The sequence below is a fragment of the Pseudarthrobacter sp. DSP2-3-2b1 genome (assembly GCF_049895945.1).
GTDB lineage: Bacteria > Actinomycetota > Actinomycetes > Actinomycetales > Micrococcaceae > Arthrobacter.
In genome coordinates, this window is sequence record NZ_JAFCTI010000008.1 from 121,446 (window position 1) to 136,992 (window position 15,547).

Consider the following 15,547-nt stretch of genomic DNA (forward strand, 5'->3'; position numbering starts at 1 on the left):
ACAGGCGGCCGCAGCCATTGGAGGAAACCATGAAGTTTCTCGGAGCACTGATTGTCATCTGGCTGATCATCGGCGGACTGGCCGCCTGGCAGCGCGGCTACTTCGGCGGGGCGCCGGGCTCCTGCGCCGAAGCGGGGACGGTGGCCATCACCATCGTCGCCGGGCCGCTGAATTACATGGGAGTGAATCCACAGGTGGACTGCGTCCTTCCGCAACCTTCGCAGTAGCCATGTCCTTGGTGCCGCGCCGGGCGTTCCCTAGAGTAAGGGATGCCGGGTGTGGACATTGCTCTGCGCCCGGAACCTGATTCCGAAGCTTCGAAAGGACCGCCGAGATGGCATTCGTCACCGTTGGAACCGAGAACAGCACCGAGATTGAGCTCTACTACGAGGACCACGGCAGTGGCCAGCCCGTTGTCCTGATCCACGGCTACCCGCTGGACGGTGCCTCCTGGCAAAAGCAGACCACAGCCCTCCTGGACGCCGGCTACCGGGTCATCACCTACGACCGCCGCGGGTTCGGAAAATCCAGCAAGACCACCAAAGGCTACGAATACGACACGTTCGCGGCGGACCTCAAGACCCTCCTGGACACCCTGGACCTCAACAACGTGGTGTTGGTGGGCTTCTCGATGGGCACCGGCGAAGTAGCCCGCTACATCAGCACCTACGGTTCGGCCCGGGTTGCCCGTGCTGCTTTCCTTGGTCCGTTGGAGCCGTTCCTGCTGAAAACAGAGGACAACCCTGACGGTGTCCCGCAGGAGGTCTTTGACGGCCTCGCCAAGGCAGTCACGGCAGACCCTTTCGCATTCCTGCGGGAGTTCTTCAAGAACTTCTACAACGCCGAGGCATTCCTGGGCACCCCGCGGCTCAGCCAGGAAGCCCTGGATGCCAGCTGGAACGTCGCGACCGCCGCAGGAGCCACCGCACTGGTGGCCGCCCAACCCACGTGGCTGACGGACTTCCGCGCCGACATTCCAAAGATCGATGTTCCCACGCTCATCCTGCAGGGCAGCGCAGACAAGATCCTCCCCATCGACGCCACCGGCCGCAGGTTTGCCAAGGCCCTGCCGTCCGCTGATTATGTGGAGATCGACGGCGCCCCGCACGGCCTGCTGCTGACACACGCCGCAGAGGTCAATGAGGCCCTGCTCGCGTTCCTGAAGAAACAGGCGGCTTAAGCCGGATCTCCCCTGCCTACGGGGCAGGGTGGTGGTCCCTGCCGCGCATGCGTACTGCCACGACGACGCCGGACGCCGCCGTGAGTGCCGCGACAACGCCCACGGCTGCCGGGATGCCGTAGGCATCGGCAATGATCCCGGACAGAAGGGCACCGACGGCGAACCCGCCGTCGCGCCACAACCGGTAGATCCCCACTGAGCGTGCCCGCCACTGCGGGTGCGCCACGTCGCCGATCGCCGCGAGCAGGGTGGGGTAGACCATGGCCGTGCCGGCACCGAGCAGAATGGCAGCGGCCAGCCAGATTCCGAAGTCCTGGCCCGCAGCCACCATTGCCAGTGCTGCGGCCTGCACCATCATGCCGCCGACGATCAGTGGCTTGCGGCCGATCCGGTCCGACAATGCGCCGGTGACCAGCTGCCCTGCGCCCCAAACGGCAGGGTAGACGGCGGCGAGGATGCCGATGCGCTCCAGGCTGAGCCCTGCGGTGGCGAACAGCACTGGAAACAGACCCCAGGCCAGGCCGTCGTTGAGGTTGTTCACCATGCCAGCCTGGCTGACTGAGGACAGTGACTTGTCGCGGAAGCTGGTCAGGGTGAAAACCTCGCGGCTGCTCAGCCCGGCTTCCGTTCCGGCGTGGACGGAGACGTGGGCGGCTGCTTCGGCTTTGGCATGGTGGTGCGTTTCGCGGATGGTCAGGACGGACAACCCAAGTCCGACGGCGATGAAGGCAGCCCCGAGGAGGAACGGTCCCGGCCGCAGCCCGTAGGTGGAGGCGATGTAGCCGGTGGCCAGCGCAGTGCCGGCAACTCCGAGGTAGCCTGCCGCCTCATTGAGGCCCATGGCCAGTCCGCGTCGTTCGGGCCCCACAAGGTCCATTTTCATCATCACCGTAGTGGACCAGGTCAGGCCCTGGCTGATGCCCAGCACCACGTTGGCTGCGACGATCCAGCCCCAGGAAGGCCCGAAGATCAGCAGGAACGGGACGGGCAGGGCAATCAGCCAGCCGGCAACCAGGACCGGTTTGCGGCCGTACCGGTCCGACAACGTTCCTGCGAAGTAGTTGGTGGCCGCTTTGGCCACACCGAACGCCAAAATGTACGTCAGGGCACTGGTGTAAAGGTCAAGGTGGAAGACCTGCCCGGCCAGCAGCGGCAGCACCATTCGTTCCTGCCCCAGTGTGCCGCCTACAAGAGCGTTGACCGCCACCAGCAGCAGGAACTGCGCCAGGTTCTGGCGCAGTCCCAGTGCAATCAAGGTCATTGCTGCTTTGCTTAGCTGCTGGGCACGGACTGGCGTGCCTGCCGCCAGGCGTTCCAGCCCGCGTAGCTGCCGTCAAGCTCGACGACGTCGTACCCGGCGCGGCGCAGCGCGCTGGCAGCTACGGAGTTCCGGACACCGCTTTGGCAGTAGGTGACGATGGCGCCTTCGGCGGGGAGTTCATCCAGGTGCCACATGACCCGGCCGCCGCTGAGCTGGTGGGATCCGGGGATGTGCCCGTCGGCGTGCTCGGTGCGGTTGCGGACGTCCAGGACCATTGCAGCATCGAAGTCTGCCAGATCGGCGGGCTGGATGAGCTTCGGCGTAGACAGCGGCAGGCCCTCGAGGCTCGTGACGTAGCCGGCCACGTTGTCGATGCCGACGCGGATGAGGTGGTCCCACATGTCCTGGGCCTGCTCCTGATCAGCGGCCAGTAGCACCAGCGGGTTCTTGTCTGTTTCGGGATTAACCACCCAGGCGCCGTAGCTGGCCACCGACTTGCCGGCGGGGACGTTCAGGGAGCGGGTGACGGTTCCTTCATGGACTTTGCTGTTGGAGCGGGTGTCGATGAAGGTGACTTTGTCCGCGGCGAGGTCCTTGGCAACTTCTGCATTGTCCAGCTCCGGCAGCGGCGTGCGCTCGCCCATAACGGCCGGGCCTTCACGGTTTTCGCGCTTCATGCGGCCGAAGTAGGCGTGGGCGTCGGGCTGGCCCTCGAGGAGTTCGTCGATGAAGCCCTGCTCGTCATTGGCGGCGAGGTAGGGGCCCCACCAGGCGTAGAGGCGCTCGTAGCCAACAGTGCTGGACGGGATGGCGCCGAGGGCCTTGCCGCAGGCGCTGCCCGCGCCGTGCGCCGGGTGGACCTGGACGTAGTCCGGCAGGGTCAGGAACTTGTCCCGCAGGCTGGCGAAGAGCTGCTTGGCTCCCACAAAGCGGGTATCGATTCCGCCGGCAGCCTCGTCGAGCAGGTCCGGGCGGCCCAGGTCACCCGAGAAGACGAAGTCGCCGGAGAGCAGGTAGCCGGGCAGGTCGCTGAACGCGCCGTCGGTGATGAGGAAGGACAGGTGTTCCGGGGTATGGCCCGGGGTGTGCACGGCCTGGATGCTGATGTTGCCCAGGGTGATCGTGTCGCCGTCAAAAAGACGCTCGCCGTCGAACCCATACTGCCAGTCCGGGCCGCCTTCACCCGAGACGTAGATCCTGGCACCGGTGGCAGCCGCCAGTTCGCGGGTGCCGGAGAGGTAGTCCGCGTGGATGTGGGTCTCAGTGACAGCCACGATCTTCATGCCGTTCTTCTCGGCCAGTTCCTGGTAGACCGCGATGTCGCGGCGGCCGTCAACAACAATGGCTTCACCTTTTGCCTGGCAGCCGATCAGGTAGCTGGCCTGGGCGAGGTCTTCATCGTAAATGCGCTCGATAAGCATCTGGCGCTCTCCTTCGTGAAAGGGGTGGAGGAAAAGTGTTTTCTGATACCAATTTTAATACCCTAGGGGGTATCCCGCAAGTGGTGGTCTTCCCGTCAGGCCGGCTGCTGGGCTGCAGCTGCCCTGACTTTGGTCATGTCCAGGTTCTTCACTTCCTGGATGACCTCTTCCAGGCCAGTGGCATTGAGGGCTCCGGGCTGGGAAAAGACCAGGGTCTTGTCCTTGAAGGCCATCAGGGTGGGGATGGAGGTGATGTTCGCTGCGGCGGCGAGGGCCTGTTCGGCTTCGGTGTCCACCTTGGCGAAGGTGATGTCCGGGTGCCGTTCCGCGGCGTTCCCGTAGGTGGGGGCGAACATGCGGCACGGGCCGCACCAGGCGGCCCAGAAGTCAACGAAGACGATCTCGTTGTTCTCCAGGGTCTCGGCGAAGCCCTGTTCGGTGATGTCGATGGTTGCCATCGTCTTTCGTGTCCTTTCGGGGCTGTCTTTTGTGGTTGTTGGTTGGACTGGAGGGGCTCAGGTCGTGGGGAGGCCTGCGCGGGTCCACGCGATCATGCCGCCGGTCATGGTGTCGGCAGTGAAGCCCGCACCATTCAGGGCGTCGGCGCCCCGGGCGGAACGGTTCCCGCTGCGGCAGACCGCAATGACGGGGACGGCAGGGTCCAGTTCGGACAGCCGTTCCTGCAGCTGGCCCATGGGGATGTGCAGGGCTCCTGGGATCATTCCTTCGGACACCTCGAAGTCCTCACGGACGTCGAGAATCGTGGACGAGGCGCGGCGCTGGTGGGTTTCGGTAATGGTGATTTCAGCCATGGTTTTCTCCTTCGAATGAATTAGCGGACGGGTTCGCCGGCCTGGCGCCAGGCCGCCATGCCGCCGCGGAGTGAGTACGCCTCATAGCCCTTTTCAGCAAGCAATCGGGCAGCGGAAGCGGACCGTACGCCGGACTGGCACATAGCGATCACGGGCCGGGTCTTCTGGATCCCGGCCGTGCCGGCCTGAAGCCTGTCCAGCGGGACATGCTTGGCCTGCGGCGCCCGCCCGGACCGCCACTCCTGGGCGGAACGGACATCGATCAGCGTTGCTCCGGAGGCCAGGAGTTCCTTGGCCCCGGCTACCGAGACGGTCTTGTAGGGCTTGCCGAAGGCTTTCTTCAGGGAGCTGATAAGTCCCATGTGGTTCTCCTTTGTTGAAGGGGTGGTGGTACGGGCGGGTCAGGCCGGTGTGGGGACGTTGCTGCGGCGGCCACTTCGGTTGCGCAGCGGGCAGGAGGTGATGAAGAACCAGCAGACACCCGCTGTAGCGGCGGCCAAGGTGCCAACACCGGCCGCAATGAACCACCGGAGATCAGCCGGGGCCTGCTGGATGAGCACGAAGGTTCCCATCGCCAGGACAAACCAGCCGAAGGCCTTCCGAAGAGCGGCTTCCGGGATGCGGCCGGCAAGCCTGGAACCGATCAGGGTGCCTGCGATCGCTGCCGCGGTTACACCGAGGGTGATGCCCCAGTCCAGCTGGACTGTTGTGAGGTATCCGGCGAGTCCGGCAAAGGACTTCATGGCGATGACCACTAGCGATGTACCCACGGCAATCGACATCGGCAGGCCACCCAGGAGCGCCAGGGCGGGAACCACGAGGAATCCGCCGCCCGCGCCGACGAGGCCGGTCACCAGCCCCACGACGGCGCCGTCAAGCAACACCCTGCCCAGGGGCAGTTCATGCTTGACGGGCGCATCGGCGTCGGACTTTTTCTTCCGGCCGCGAAGCATGGCCACGGAGGTGGCCACCATCATGACGGCGAAGGCGATGAGCAGGATCTGGCCGGGGATATGGCCGCCGAGCAGGCCGCCGACGAACGCGCCGGCCATGCCAGCCGCGCCGAAGATCAGCCCGGTCCGCCACATCACCCTGCCCCCGCGGGCGTGGCTGAACACACTCACGGCCGAGGTGACGCCGACGACGAACAGGGAGGCCGCAATGGCTTCCTTGGCATCGAACCCTGCCACGTAGACCAGGATCGGCACGGTCAGGATCGATCCGCCGCCGCCGAGGACACCGAGCGAGAGCCCGATGACCACCGACAGCGCAAGAACGAGGAGCAGGGTGAGGGTCATTAGGCTTTGGCCTCGGCGTTCACATCGGAGTTGACGCCGGCACTGACCGGCAGGGCAAGGATGGCACTTTCGCGGGTGGGCTCCTTGGCGGCCTTGTTCCACGGCATTGCCGAGATGGCCTGGCCCATGGCGCACGTGTTGGTGGCGGCGGAGAAGGTCAGTCCCGTCCCGATCAGGCCGGCAAGGGTGCGGATCTTCGGGGAGACGAACTTGCCGCCTGCCAGGCCCAGAACCCCGAGTGATCCAGCGGCGAGGCGGACCTGCCGTTCCAGGTCCCAGCGGTCCCTGCCTTTGACGACGTCGCCGCCGGCTACTGCAAAGGCCGGCGCGCCGCCGGTAAGCACGTGGGCCGTTTCAATGCCGACCTTGCCGAGGCGCTGGCGGGCCTGCTCTGCCCGGGCCCCGGACTGGCAAACGAGGACCACCCGGCTGCCCAGGCGGGCGGCGAGTTCGTCGGTGTGCTCGGACAGCAGCGGCAGCGGCACGTTATAGGAGCCACGAATGTGCATGGACTCGAATTCGGCGGCGGACCGGACGTCAATTACCACGAGGTCCTGGTGCTCGGTGATCCAGCTGCGCAGGGTTTCCGGTGCAAGCGCGGTGACGGCTGTGGATGGGGAAGTCATTAGTGGCCTCTCGACGTAAGGATGAATACCCCACCGAGTATTACAGATACCCCCCGGGGTACGCAAAACACCCCGGCGGGTATACACTTGAGCCAAGGAATACGACCCTTGGAGACCCCATGCAACTTGATTCAACTGAACTGACACCCGTGATCAACAGGCTTAAGCGCGCCCAGGGACAACTTGCCGCCGTCACGCGGATGCTGGAGGAGGGCCGCGACTGCAAGGACATCGTCACGCAGCTTGCAGCCGTCTCCAAGGCCCTGGACCGGGCCGGTTTTGCCATCATCGCCAGCGGCCTGGAGCAGTGCATCGTCCGCGAAGACACCACCATGGATAAGAAGGAACTGGAGAAGCTCTTCCTCTCCCTCGCCTGACCACCCGCACTGAAACCGCCCAAGGAGAACCATGACGTACACACTCAGCACGACCATTGATCTTCCGTGGGCCGAAGCCCTGGACCGCACCCGGGACGCACTATCAGCCCAGGGGTTTGGAATCCTGACCGAAATTGATGTGCGTTCCACCTTCGATGCCAAGCTTGGGGCGGAAGCCGCTGACGCCGTCGGCGACTACGTCATCCTTGGGGCATGCAACCCGGCCCTGGCAAGCCGCGCACTCGCTGCGGAGCCCGAGATCGGCGCCCTCCTGCCCTGCAACGTCGTGGTACGCCGCAGCGAGGGTGCGGCAACCACGACTATTGAGGCCATCGACCCGCAGACCATGGTCCAGCTCAGCGCGTCGCATGCCGTCAAAGAGGTCGCTGACGATGCCGGCAGCCGCCTGCGCAAAGCCCTCGCCGCCTTGAGCAGCTGACTGAAAAGCGGTTCGCTGGTAATCCCTAAACGACAAAAAAGTGGAATGGCCAGGCATTACGCCCGGCCATTCCACTTTTTGTTGCTGTGCTGTTTTGGATCAGGCCTTCGCGGCCTTGGGCGGCAGCGCCAGCTTGAAGACCTTTGCCCAGGTGGAACCAACCTGCTTCCAGATGGGCCCAGTGGTGTATTTCAGGCCGTACCGCTGGCAGATTTCCTGGACCCGGGGAGCCACTTCGGCGTACCGGTTGGAGGGCAGGTCCGGGAAGAGGTGGTGCTCGATCTGATGTGAGAGGTTACCGGTCATCAGGTGCATGAACTTGGAGCCGGAGATGTTGGCGGACCCGATCATCTGGCGGACGTACCAGTCACCGCGCGTTTCACCTTCCACCATTTCCTCGGTGAACGTGTCCGTTCCTTCCGGGAAGTGGCCGCAGAAGATGACGGCGTGTGCCCAGACGTTGCGGACGGCGTTGGCGGTGAGGGTCCCGTAGAGCGCCTGCTTGCCGGAGCCGGTGAGCATGGCCACTGCCGGGGTGGCCGCGTAGTCCTTCGTGAACTGGGTGACAACCTTCTTGCCCAGGGCCTTGAGGTCCTTGAGCATGGCTTCCTTGGACTTCTTGCCCTCCTTGAACTCGGTGAGCTCGAGGTCGTAGATGGCGATGCCCCACTCGAAGAGGGGCGCAAGGATCGCGTTGTAGAGCGGGTTGCCCAGGTTCATGGGCACCCACGGCTGGGCCTCGTCCATGCGCAGGAGGTTGTATCCGACGTCGTTGTCCTTGCCCACCACATTGGTCCAGCGGTGGTGCAGGTCATTGTGGGTGTGCTGCCACGAACGCGACGGCGTGACGAAGTCCCACTCCCAGGTGGTGGAGTGGATGTCCGGGTCCCGCATCCAGTCCCACTGGCCATGGAGTACGTTGTGCCCGATTTCCATGTTTTCGAGGATCTTGGCCAGGCTCAGGAGCGTGGTGCCGGTGACCCACGCTGCCTTGTTCTTGCTGACCAGGAGCGCTGCCCGGCCCGAAATCTCCAGGCCGCGCTGGACCTTGATGACCCGCCGGATGTAGGCGGCATCCGTGGCACCGCGTTTGGCGAGGATCTCGTCGCGGATGGCATCGAGCTCCCGGCCCATCTCCGCGACCTGCTCGTCGGTCAGGTGGGCTGCTGCGGGCGGGCGGACCGAAGGACTGCCGGACTCTGCCAGTGCCCCGGGGCGCGTCCTTGACGTGCCGGTGGAGGTGGCTTTTGCTGCTGAAACTACTGACATGCGGTGATTGCTCCTCAGATTTCGAGGTTGACGGGTCCGGCGGCTGCCGAGACACACGTTTGGATTAGTTCGCCGGGTTCGCCGTGGACCTCGTTGGTGCGAAGGTCACGGACTTGTCCGGCCAGTAGCGGTGTGAGGCAACTGTGGCAGATGCCCATGCGGCAGCCGCTGGGCATCAGCACCCCGTTGTCCTCACCGACGTCGAGCAGCGGAGTATCGCCGTCGGCCTCGACTTCCCGGTCCGATGCTTCAAAGGTGACCAGGCCGCCGTCGTGCCCCACACCGCCGGCGAAGGCGGTGTTGAACCGTTCGATCATCAGGTTTCCGGGATCGCCCGCGACTGCAACATCGGACCCCGGGGCACCGGCGGTGAGGGAAGCCTGCTTCCACAACGCCTCGGCGTCGTCCAGGAAACTGTCCGGCCCGCACGCGTAGGCGGCCCGTTCTTTCCAGTCCGGGCAGATCACGTCCAGCTCGGCGGTGTTGGTCAGGTCCATGCGGCCCTGCTCGCCGGTGTACCAGTGGGCCAGCCGGAAGTTCGGGAACTGGTCAGCCAGCTCGGCCAGTTCCTCGCGGAAGAGGCTGTCGCCGGGTGTCCGTGCGGAATGGACAAGGACGACGTCGGCGTCGGGGCGCCGCGGGACAAGCGTGCGGATCATGGACATCACCGGAGTGATGCCGCTTCCCGCGGTGACCATCAGCAGGGGCCGGGGGTGCTCAGGCAGGATGAAATCACCCTGCGGAGGCGCAAGGAAGAGGACATCGCCCGGCTTGGTGGTGCGGACGAGCGTCCCGGACACGGCCCCGACGTCCGTAACGGTGATGGCAGGGTCCGTGCCGGCGGGGGCGCTCAGGGAATACGAGCGCCAGTGCCTGACGCCGTCAAGCTCGACGCCGATGCGCGCCCACTGGCCGGCCAGGTGGGAGTGCCAGCCGCGGCCGGGGCGGAAGAAGATGGTGGCGGACTGGGCCGTCTCCTGGACAACGCGGGTCACCACGCCGCGCAGCTGGCGCGCCGAGAAGACAGGGTTGAAGAGCGCCAGAATATCTTCGGGCGAAAGGGGTGTGGTCAGTACCGTGGCAGCCTGGGCCAGCTGGCGTAGCCGGATCATGCAGTTAAACCTATAGCGGCGCGAGCCATATTTCTCTCTCCTGACCGTTCCGCAGTCACGCTGTGTAGTAGTGGCATACTGACCCCCAGCCGCTACAAGCCTAACGGCTGTGACTGAAGATTCGTTCCTACCTTACCCAAACAGTAAGCATGCTGATGATATCTCAGCGGTTGTCCCGCTCGTGGAATTCTGCGTCCAGGTCATGGTGCCTGAACTCAGTCTCGGGGTTCGGCTCACCTTCCCTCACGTACTCGTAATCAAGCTGGCGCTGGACCTGGCTGTCCAGAACCTGCAGCTCCCCGTCGGGAAGGCTGCTGAGGTCGTCCGGGAAATCGTCTTCAGGGTCGAGGTGGAGCTTCTCGGACATGGGTGCCTCTCTGGCCATGGTGGCGCCCGGCAACGATTCGCCCGGCCCTCTAAGAATATTCCCTCGGGCGCGGATCACCCAGCGGAGTTTTCAGCGTGACGAAGCGGATCCCTGTCCGGCCTATCCGGCAGGCGCCCAGCCCAAGGCAGGCGCGATGTGGCGGGCGATGTTTCCGAGCATCTTTGCGTTGAAATCGACGCCAAGCTGGTTGGGCACGGTGAGGAGCAAAGTATCCGCAGCCTGCACGGCGGCGTCGGCTGCGAGTTGCTCCGCCAGCGCACCAGGTTCGCCCACGTAGCTCTTGCCGAAGCGGGCTGTCACGCCGTCGATGATCCCCACTTGGTCCCGGACATCCCGCAGGGCGCTGCCGGCGAAATAGCGGCTGTCTTCCTCGTCTGCGATGGGCAGGACGCTGCGGCTGACCGAGACCCGCGGCTGGTGGGGATGCCCGGCCGCGGTCCACGCCTCGCGGAAGAGCTGGATCTGCTCTGCCTGAAGCTGATCAAAGGGCACGCCGGTGTCCTCGGTGAGCAGGGTGGAACTCATCAGGTTCATCCCCAGTCCGGCCGCCCACACAGCGGTGTTCCGGCTTCCGGCGCCCCACCAGATCCTTTCTGCAAGGCCCGGCGACTGCGGCTGGACCGGCAGGAGGCCGCGGCCGCCCCCGGCGTACCGCGGCTCGGCCTCGGCCACGCCGGCGCCGCTGATGGCCTGCCGGAATTGGGCCGTGTGCCGGCGGGCCATGTCCGCATCAGTTTCCCCCTCCTCCGGTATGTACCCGAATGCCGCGGCTCCGTTGCGTGCCGGCTCAGGTGACCCCCGGCTGATGCCCAGCTGCAGCCGTCCCCCGCTGATCAGATCAGTCGCGGCAGCCTCCTCCGCCATGTACAGAGGGTTCTCGTAGCGCATGTCGATGACGCCGGTACCGAGTTCGATCCGGCTGGTCCGCGCTGCGATGGCTGCCAGGAGCGGGAACGGGGAGGCCTGCTGGCGAGCGAAGTGATGCACCCGGAAGAAGGCGCCGTCGATGCCGATTTCCTCGGCCGCGACAGCCAGTTCGATGCCCTGCAGCAGGGCCTCCCCGGCAGTCCTGGTGCGGGAACCCTGGCCGGGCCCCCAATGGCCGAACGAAAGAAATCCGATGCGTTGCATGTCAGGGCCAACCTCTTCGGGGCTGCCCGCATTCCCGAGCACCCCTGACCGGAATGTTGAAAAGCTGGCCCAGCCCACAGCCGTACAGGAGAATCTGAGGATGAAGCACTCGGATTACTGCGTGGTTGGCGGCGGCATTGTGGGACTGGCCACGGCCTATCAGCTGCTGCAGAAGGATCCGGGCGCCTCCCTGGTCCTGCTCGAAGCCGCCGACAGGCTGGCCTCGCACCAGACCGGACACAACAGCGGCGTCATTCATTCAGGCATCTACTACGCCCCGGGCAGCCTGAAAGCGCGGTTCAGCAAAGCTGGTGCGGAGCAGACCAAGGCCTTCTGCCGGGAGCACGGCCTGCCGTACCGGGAACCCGGGAAGCTGCTGGTGGCCACCACCGCGCTGGAATCGGAGCGGCTGGCAGCTTTGGAGGACCGGGCGGCCATTCACGGCCTGGACTGCGAGCGGCTGGACCAGGCCGAACTGCGCCGCCGTGAACCCAACATCGCCGGGCTGGGAGCCCTGTTCATCCCCAGCACCGGAATTGTGGACTACGCGGCGGTGGCGGAAAAACTAGCGGAGCTTGTGACGGCCGCCGGCGGTGAAGTCATCACCGGGGCCAGGGTCGCAGCCATTGCCGAGCATTCGGACCGCGTTGAGGTGGGCACTGCCGAGGAAACCTACAGCTGCGGCCGGCTGGTGGTCTGTGCAGGCCTGCAGTCGGACCGGTTGGCCCAGCTGGCTGGGTTGGACATCGATGTCCAGATCATCCCGTTCCGGGGCGAATACTTCGAGCTGCCCGTGGCCAAGTCCGATTACGTCAGGCACCTGATCTATCCCGTGCCCGATCCTGCCCTCCCCTTCCTGGGCGTCCACCTCACCCCCACCGTGGCCGGCACCATCACCGTGGGGCCCAACGCAGTGCTGGGCCTCTCCCGCGAGGGCTACCCGAAATTCTCAGTGAATGTCCGGGACGTGGCGCAATACGTGCGCTTCCCGGGTCTGTGGCGGGTGGCCCGCGCCCACGCCGCCACCGCGGTCCGCGAAGTCCGGAACTCGCTGGTCAAGGGCAGCTACCTGAAGGAGTGCCAGAAGTACGCCCCGGGCCTGGCCAAAGCGGACCTCCTCCCCTACGAGGCAGGCATCCGCGCCCAAGCTGTCCGCCGGGACGGGACCCTGATCCATGATTTCCTGCTGGTGGAGACGGACCGGATGATCCACGTGCTGAACGCGCCCTCCCCCGCCGCCACCGCCGCCCTGCCCATCGGCGAACACCTGGCCGCCAAGGCTGCGCTGAACCGGGCCGCGTAGCCCCAGCGGCTAAGCTGGCCCCGTGCCCAGCAACCAGACTCCGCCCGAAGGCCCCACACCGCCGTCGCGCGGGAAACTTGCCGAACGGCTGCTGCCCGGCGGGACGGAACCGGACCCGCGCTTCACCCTCGCCAACGAACGCACGTTCCTCGCCTGGATCCGCACCTCGCTGGCGCTCCTCGCGGGAGGCATCGCCATTGAAGCCTTCACCTCGGACCTGTTTGCGGAGCCGGTCCGCAAGGTCCTGGCAGTGCTGCTGCTTCTGCTCGGCATGCTGCTGAGCGGCGGAGCGGCGGTGCGCTGGATCCGCGTTGAGCGGAGCATGCGGAACAGCACGCCGTTGCCGCTGCCGCTGATTGTGCCGCTGCTGGCCGGTGCGGGGGCACTGGCCGCCGCCGTCGTGGTCGTGTCCATCCTCTGGCGCTGAGACGTGTCCACCACTGCCGCCCACGGCGATCCCGGCCTCCAGCCGGAACGGACCACGCTGGCCTGGGGCCGCACCATGCTGGCCCTTGTCACCGTCAGCGCCATTTTCCTGCGCTGGCTCCCCCACCACGGCCTGCCGATCCTGTTCCTCTTTGCCGTGTCGGCCGGCGCTGCCGCCGCTATTTACCTGACGCAGCGGCGCCGGTACCGGGCCAGCGCACGGGGAATCAGGGAGGAAAAGGCCGACGCCGATACCTCCGCAGTGCTGTGGACCGCCTTTGCCGGAATTGCGTTGGGGGCGCTGGGGATCGCTGTGGTGCTGGCCGGTTAGGCCGTCACCGCGTCATGCCTTGGCAACGTGGACGGTCTTCGACGGACCCCGCAGGACCACGGCGGTGAAGACCAAAGCCACCAGAGCGGTGGCAACCAGGAGCAACAGGCCGATGGAGTAGCTGTGGGTGGCGGCGTCGTACGTGGCACCCATCACCAGCGGCGGGAAGTAGCCGCCCAGGCCGCCCGCGGCGCTGACCACGCCGCTGATGCTGCCCACCTTGCCGGGAGGCGCGAGCACCCCCACCCAGGCGAACACCCCTCCGGCGCCCAACCCCAGCGCCGCCGCCATGGCCACGAACGTCAGGCCGGCGGGGACCTCGCCGTCGGGCTGCAGGTTGACCACCCAGGCGAGCACGGCAACCCCCGTCAGTGACGCCAGCACCACGGGCTTGGAACCGAATTTGTCCGCCAGGACACCGCCCAGCGGCCGGGCCAGCACGGCAGCAAGTGCAAAGCCTGCAGTGCGTGCGCCGGCGCCGCTGGGATCGAAGCTGTAGACATCGCGCAGGTAGGTGGGCAGGTACGTGGCGAAGGAAACGAAGCCACCGAAGACCACGGCGTAGAGGAAGCACATTTTCCAGGTGACGGGTGTTTTGGCGGCATCCAGGAGCTTGGGCAAAACCGGGGCGTTGCTGCGGGTCCAGCCCGGCGATTCCTTCATCAGGAACCAGACCAGGGCCGCCATCCCGGCAAGGATTCCGGCGATCAGCAGGTGCGTGGGGAAGTATCCGATCCATGCCACCAGCCGGGGGTTCAGGAACGCGGCCAGCGCCGTTCCGCCCATCCCTGCACCGAAGACGCCGGTGGCGAACCCGCGCCGGGACGGCTCATACCAGGCGCTGACGAAGGGAATCCCGACGGCGAAGACGGTCCCCGCGACCCCGAGCACCAGGCCGGCGGCCAGCACCAGCGCGAAGGAGTTCAGAAGACCGCCAACGGACACCAGCAGGATCGGCAGGATGGAGGCGAGCAGCACGAACGTGAACATCGCCCGGCCGCCGTACCTGTCGGTCAGGGTGCCGACGACGATCCGGCCCAGCGAGCCGACGAACACCGGCATGGCCACCAGCACGCCTGTGGCAGCCGGGTTGAGCTGGAGGTTCTGCGTGTAAAACGAACCCAGCGTCGCCACCGAATTCCAGGCCCAGAACCCCACAACTGACGCTGACGTGGCGAGTACAAGATTCAGCGTCCGGCCCGCAGGTACCGGAGGGGCTGGAGCAGACGATGCTGCGGCGGCGGATCCGGCCACGGTAATCCTCTTTTCTCTGTCCGGGTTCTCCCCGTCCGGGTTCTCCCTGTCCGCGGGCATGGTGGTCAGCGGTTCCGCGTGTCTTTGTCCCGCGTGCCGACGGCCGACCAGCCGCGGCGCGCAGCTGTACCGGTAGTGCGGCCCGCGGAGGCTCCCTCTTTGCGCCGCGTGGGCACCCGCCCGCGCGCCTGGTCCCGGTCCCGGGAGCGGTAAACGATGTACGGCCGGAACAGGTAATGCAGCGGCGCGGTGAAGGCATGGACCAGCCGGGTGAACGGCCAGATAACGAACAGCGCCATGCCCACCAGGGTGTGCAGGTGGAAAGAGAACGGTGCTGCGGCCATTGCAGCGATGTCCGGCTGGAAAACGAACAGGGACCGGAACCAGGGCGCCACGGTCTCGCGGTAGTTGTGTCCGTGCTCGCCCTCAAAGACGCTGGCCAGGGTGGTCCAGAGCCCGAACACGATGGCGGCGGTCAGCACCACGTACATCGCCTTGTCGTTCTTCGTGGTGGCCATAAAGACCGGCCCGGTGGTGCGGCGGCGGTAGATCAGCAGGAGGATGCCGCCCAAAGTGCCTACCCCGGCAATCCCGCCCACGAACAGGGCGTTGAAGTGGTAAAGGTCCTGGCTCATTCCCACGGCCTGAGTCCACGCCATGGGGATGACCAGCCCGAAGAAGTGCCCGGCGATCACGGCCAGAAGGCCGAAGTGGAACAGCGGCGAGGCGATTCGCAGCAGCCGGGATTCGTAAAGCTGCGAGGACCTGGTGGTCCAGCCGAACTGGTCGTATCTGTACCGCCAGATGAGGCCACCCACCAGCACCACCACCATGACGTACGGCAGGACACCCCAGAGGATGGTGTCCCAGGCGGTAAGTTCGACGGCGGCGCCGGGCTCTGTCTCGAAGGTCAGCATTA

Annotated in this window: 20 protein-coding genes; 7 read left to right on the top strand and 13 right to left on the bottom strand. The window is 65.9% G+C overall.

Annotation, left to right across the window (positions count from 1 at the left end; translation table 11 throughout):
* The first annotated feature begins 29 nt into the window (after nucleotides 1–29).
* Together ACP7AX_RS11775 and ACP7AX_RS11780 are read left to right on the top strand one after the other, a co-directional pair.
* A complete protein-coding gene (locus ACP7AX_RS11775; RefSeq protein WP_131684401.1) occupies nucleotides 30–227 on the top strand; it encodes a hypothetical protein in 198 nt (65 codons plus the stop codon).
* Nucleotides 228–334: 107 nt separating this feature from the next.
* Nucleotides 335–1,180: an alpha/beta fold hydrolase gene (locus ACP7AX_RS11780; protein ID WP_426226619.1), complete on the top strand. Its 846-nt coding sequence runs from the start codon at nucleotides 335–337 to the stop codon at nucleotides 1,178–1,180.
* 16 nt (nucleotides 1,181–1,196) lie between these two features.
* Here ACP7AX_RS11780 and ACP7AX_RS11785 read toward each other — a convergent pair whose 3' ends face one another.
* The 7 genes from ACP7AX_RS11785 to ACP7AX_RS11815 form a co-directional block, all read right to left on the bottom strand.
* Nucleotides 1,197–2,441, bottom strand: coding sequence for an MFS transporter (locus ACP7AX_RS11785; protein ID WP_426226620.1), 1,245 nt, complete (start codon nucleotides 2,439–2,441; stop codon nucleotides 1,197–1,199).
* An 11-nt stretch (nucleotides 2,442–2,452) separates the two neighbouring features.
* Nucleotides 2,453–3,862 carry an MBL fold metallo-hydrolase gene (locus ACP7AX_RS11790; protein ID WP_426226621.1) on the bottom strand — a complete coding sequence of 470 codons (1,410 nt, stop codon included), beginning with the start codon at nucleotides 3,860–3,862 and terminating at the stop codon, nucleotides 2,453–2,455.
* A 95-nt stretch (nucleotides 3,863–3,957) separates the two neighbouring features.
* Complete coding sequence (trxA, locus tag ACP7AX_RS11795; RefSeq protein WP_131684398.1) at nucleotides 3,958–4,320, bottom strand: thioredoxin; 363 nt, start codon at nucleotides 4,318–4,320, stop codon at nucleotides 3,958–3,960.
* 57 nt (nucleotides 4,321–4,377) lie between these two features.
* The gene (locus ACP7AX_RS11800) at nucleotides 4,378–4,674 is read right to left on the bottom strand and encodes a rhodanese-like domain-containing protein (protein WP_131684397.1); all 297 of its coding nucleotides are present in this window, start codon (nucleotides 4,672–4,674) and stop codon (nucleotides 4,378–4,380) included.
* Between the two features lie 20 nt (nucleotides 4,675–4,694).
* Nucleotides 4,695–5,036, bottom strand: coding sequence for a rhodanese-like domain-containing protein (locus ACP7AX_RS11805; protein ID WP_131684396.1), 342 nt, complete (start codon nucleotides 5,034–5,036; stop codon nucleotides 4,695–4,697).
* A 39-nt stretch (nucleotides 5,037–5,075) separates the two neighbouring features.
* A complete protein-coding gene (locus tag ACP7AX_RS11810) occupies nucleotides 5,076–5,972 on the bottom strand; it encodes a sulfite exporter TauE/SafE family protein (protein ID WP_426226622.1) in 897 nt (298 codons plus the stop codon).
* On the bottom strand, nucleotides 5,972–6,598 hold the full coding sequence (locus ACP7AX_RS11815) for a rhodanese-like domain-containing protein (RefSeq protein WP_426226623.1): 627 nt from the start codon (nucleotides 6,596–6,598) through the stop codon (nucleotides 5,972–5,974). The genes ACP7AX_RS11810 and ACP7AX_RS11815 overlap by 1 nt, the downstream gene beginning before the upstream one ends.
* 119 nt (nucleotides 6,599–6,717) lie before the next feature.
* Here ACP7AX_RS11815 and ACP7AX_RS11820 point away from each other — a divergent pair, with 119 nt between their 5' ends.
* Both ACP7AX_RS11820 and ACP7AX_RS11825 read left to right on the top strand, forming a co-directional pair.
* Nucleotides 6,718–6,975 carry a metal-sensing transcriptional repressor gene (locus ACP7AX_RS11820; protein ID WP_131684393.1) on the top strand — a complete coding sequence of 86 codons (258 nt, stop codon included), beginning with the start codon at nucleotides 6,718–6,720 and terminating at the stop codon, nucleotides 6,973–6,975.
* 31 nt (nucleotides 6,976–7,006) lie between these two features.
* Nucleotides 7,007–7,414 carry a DUF302 domain-containing protein gene (locus tag ACP7AX_RS11825; protein ID WP_426226624.1) on the top strand — a complete coding sequence of 136 codons (408 nt, stop codon included), beginning with the start codon at nucleotides 7,007–7,009 and terminating at the stop codon, nucleotides 7,412–7,414.
* Between the two features lie 99 nt (nucleotides 7,415–7,513).
* Here the strand turns inward: ACP7AX_RS11825 and ACP7AX_RS11830 are convergent, their stop codons facing one another.
* The 4 genes from ACP7AX_RS11830 to ACP7AX_RS11845 all read right to left on the bottom strand — a co-directional run bounded on the left by ACP7AX_RS11830 (nucleotide 7,514) and on the right by ACP7AX_RS11845 (nucleotide 11,314).
* Complete coding sequence (locus ACP7AX_RS11830; RefSeq protein WP_426226625.1) at nucleotides 7,514–8,683, bottom strand: fatty acid desaturase family protein; 1,170 nt, start codon at nucleotides 8,681–8,683, stop codon at nucleotides 7,514–7,516.
* A gap of 14 nt (nucleotides 8,684–8,697) precedes the next feature.
* Nucleotides 8,698–9,795: a 2Fe-2S iron-sulfur cluster-binding protein gene (locus ACP7AX_RS11835; RefSeq protein ID WP_131684384.1), complete on the bottom strand. Its 1,098-nt coding sequence runs from the start codon at nucleotides 9,793–9,795 to the stop codon at nucleotides 8,698–8,700.
* A 163-nt stretch (nucleotides 9,796–9,958) separates the two neighbouring features.
* A complete protein-coding gene (locus ACP7AX_RS11840; protein ID WP_131684383.1) occupies nucleotides 9,959–10,162 on the bottom strand; it encodes a hypothetical protein in 204 nt (67 codons plus the stop codon).
* A gap of 120 nt (nucleotides 10,163–10,282) precedes the next feature.
* The gene (locus tag ACP7AX_RS11845) at nucleotides 10,283–11,314 is read right to left on the bottom strand and encodes an LLM class flavin-dependent oxidoreductase (protein WP_426226626.1); all 1,032 of its coding nucleotides are present in this window, start codon (nucleotides 11,312–11,314) and stop codon (nucleotides 10,283–10,285) included.
* A 100-nt stretch (nucleotides 11,315–11,414) separates the two neighbouring features.
* Between ACP7AX_RS11845 and lhgO the strand changes: the two genes are divergently transcribed.
* Genes lhgO through ACP7AX_RS11860 form a run of 3 tightly spaced genes read left to right on the top strand, consistent with a single transcriptional unit; the run spans nucleotide 11,415 to nucleotide 13,374 of the window.
* Nucleotides 11,415–12,617, top strand: a complete 1,203-nt coding sequence (lhgO, locus tag ACP7AX_RS11850) for an L-2-hydroxyglutarate oxidase (protein ID WP_426226627.1) — start codon at nucleotides 11,415–11,417, stop codon at nucleotides 12,615–12,617.
* Between the two features lie 22 nt (nucleotides 12,618–12,639).
* Nucleotides 12,640–13,044: a DUF202 domain-containing protein gene (locus ACP7AX_RS11855; RefSeq protein ID WP_131684380.1), complete on the top strand. Its 405-nt coding sequence runs from the start codon at nucleotides 12,640–12,642 to the stop codon at nucleotides 13,042–13,044.
* A 3-nt stretch (nucleotides 13,045–13,047) separates the two neighbouring features.
* Entirely contained in the window at nucleotides 13,048–13,374 is a 327-nt protein-coding gene (locus ACP7AX_RS11860; RefSeq protein ID WP_131684379.1) for a DUF202 domain-containing protein, read from the top strand.
* 12 nt (nucleotides 13,375–13,386) lie between these two features.
* On the opposite strand, the gene ACP7AX_RS11865 is transcribed toward ACP7AX_RS11860, so the two are convergent.
* A complete protein-coding gene (locus ACP7AX_RS11865) occupies nucleotides 13,387–14,628 on the bottom strand; it encodes an MFS transporter (protein WP_426226628.1) in 1,242 nt (413 codons plus the stop codon).
* A 65-nt stretch (nucleotides 14,629–14,693) separates the two neighbouring features.
* Nucleotides 14,694–15,545, bottom strand: coding sequence for a respiratory nitrate reductase subunit gamma (narI, locus tag ACP7AX_RS11870; protein ID WP_426226629.1), 852 nt, complete (start codon nucleotides 15,543–15,545; stop codon nucleotides 14,694–14,696).
* Nucleotides 15,546–15,547 lie beyond the last annotated feature (2 nt).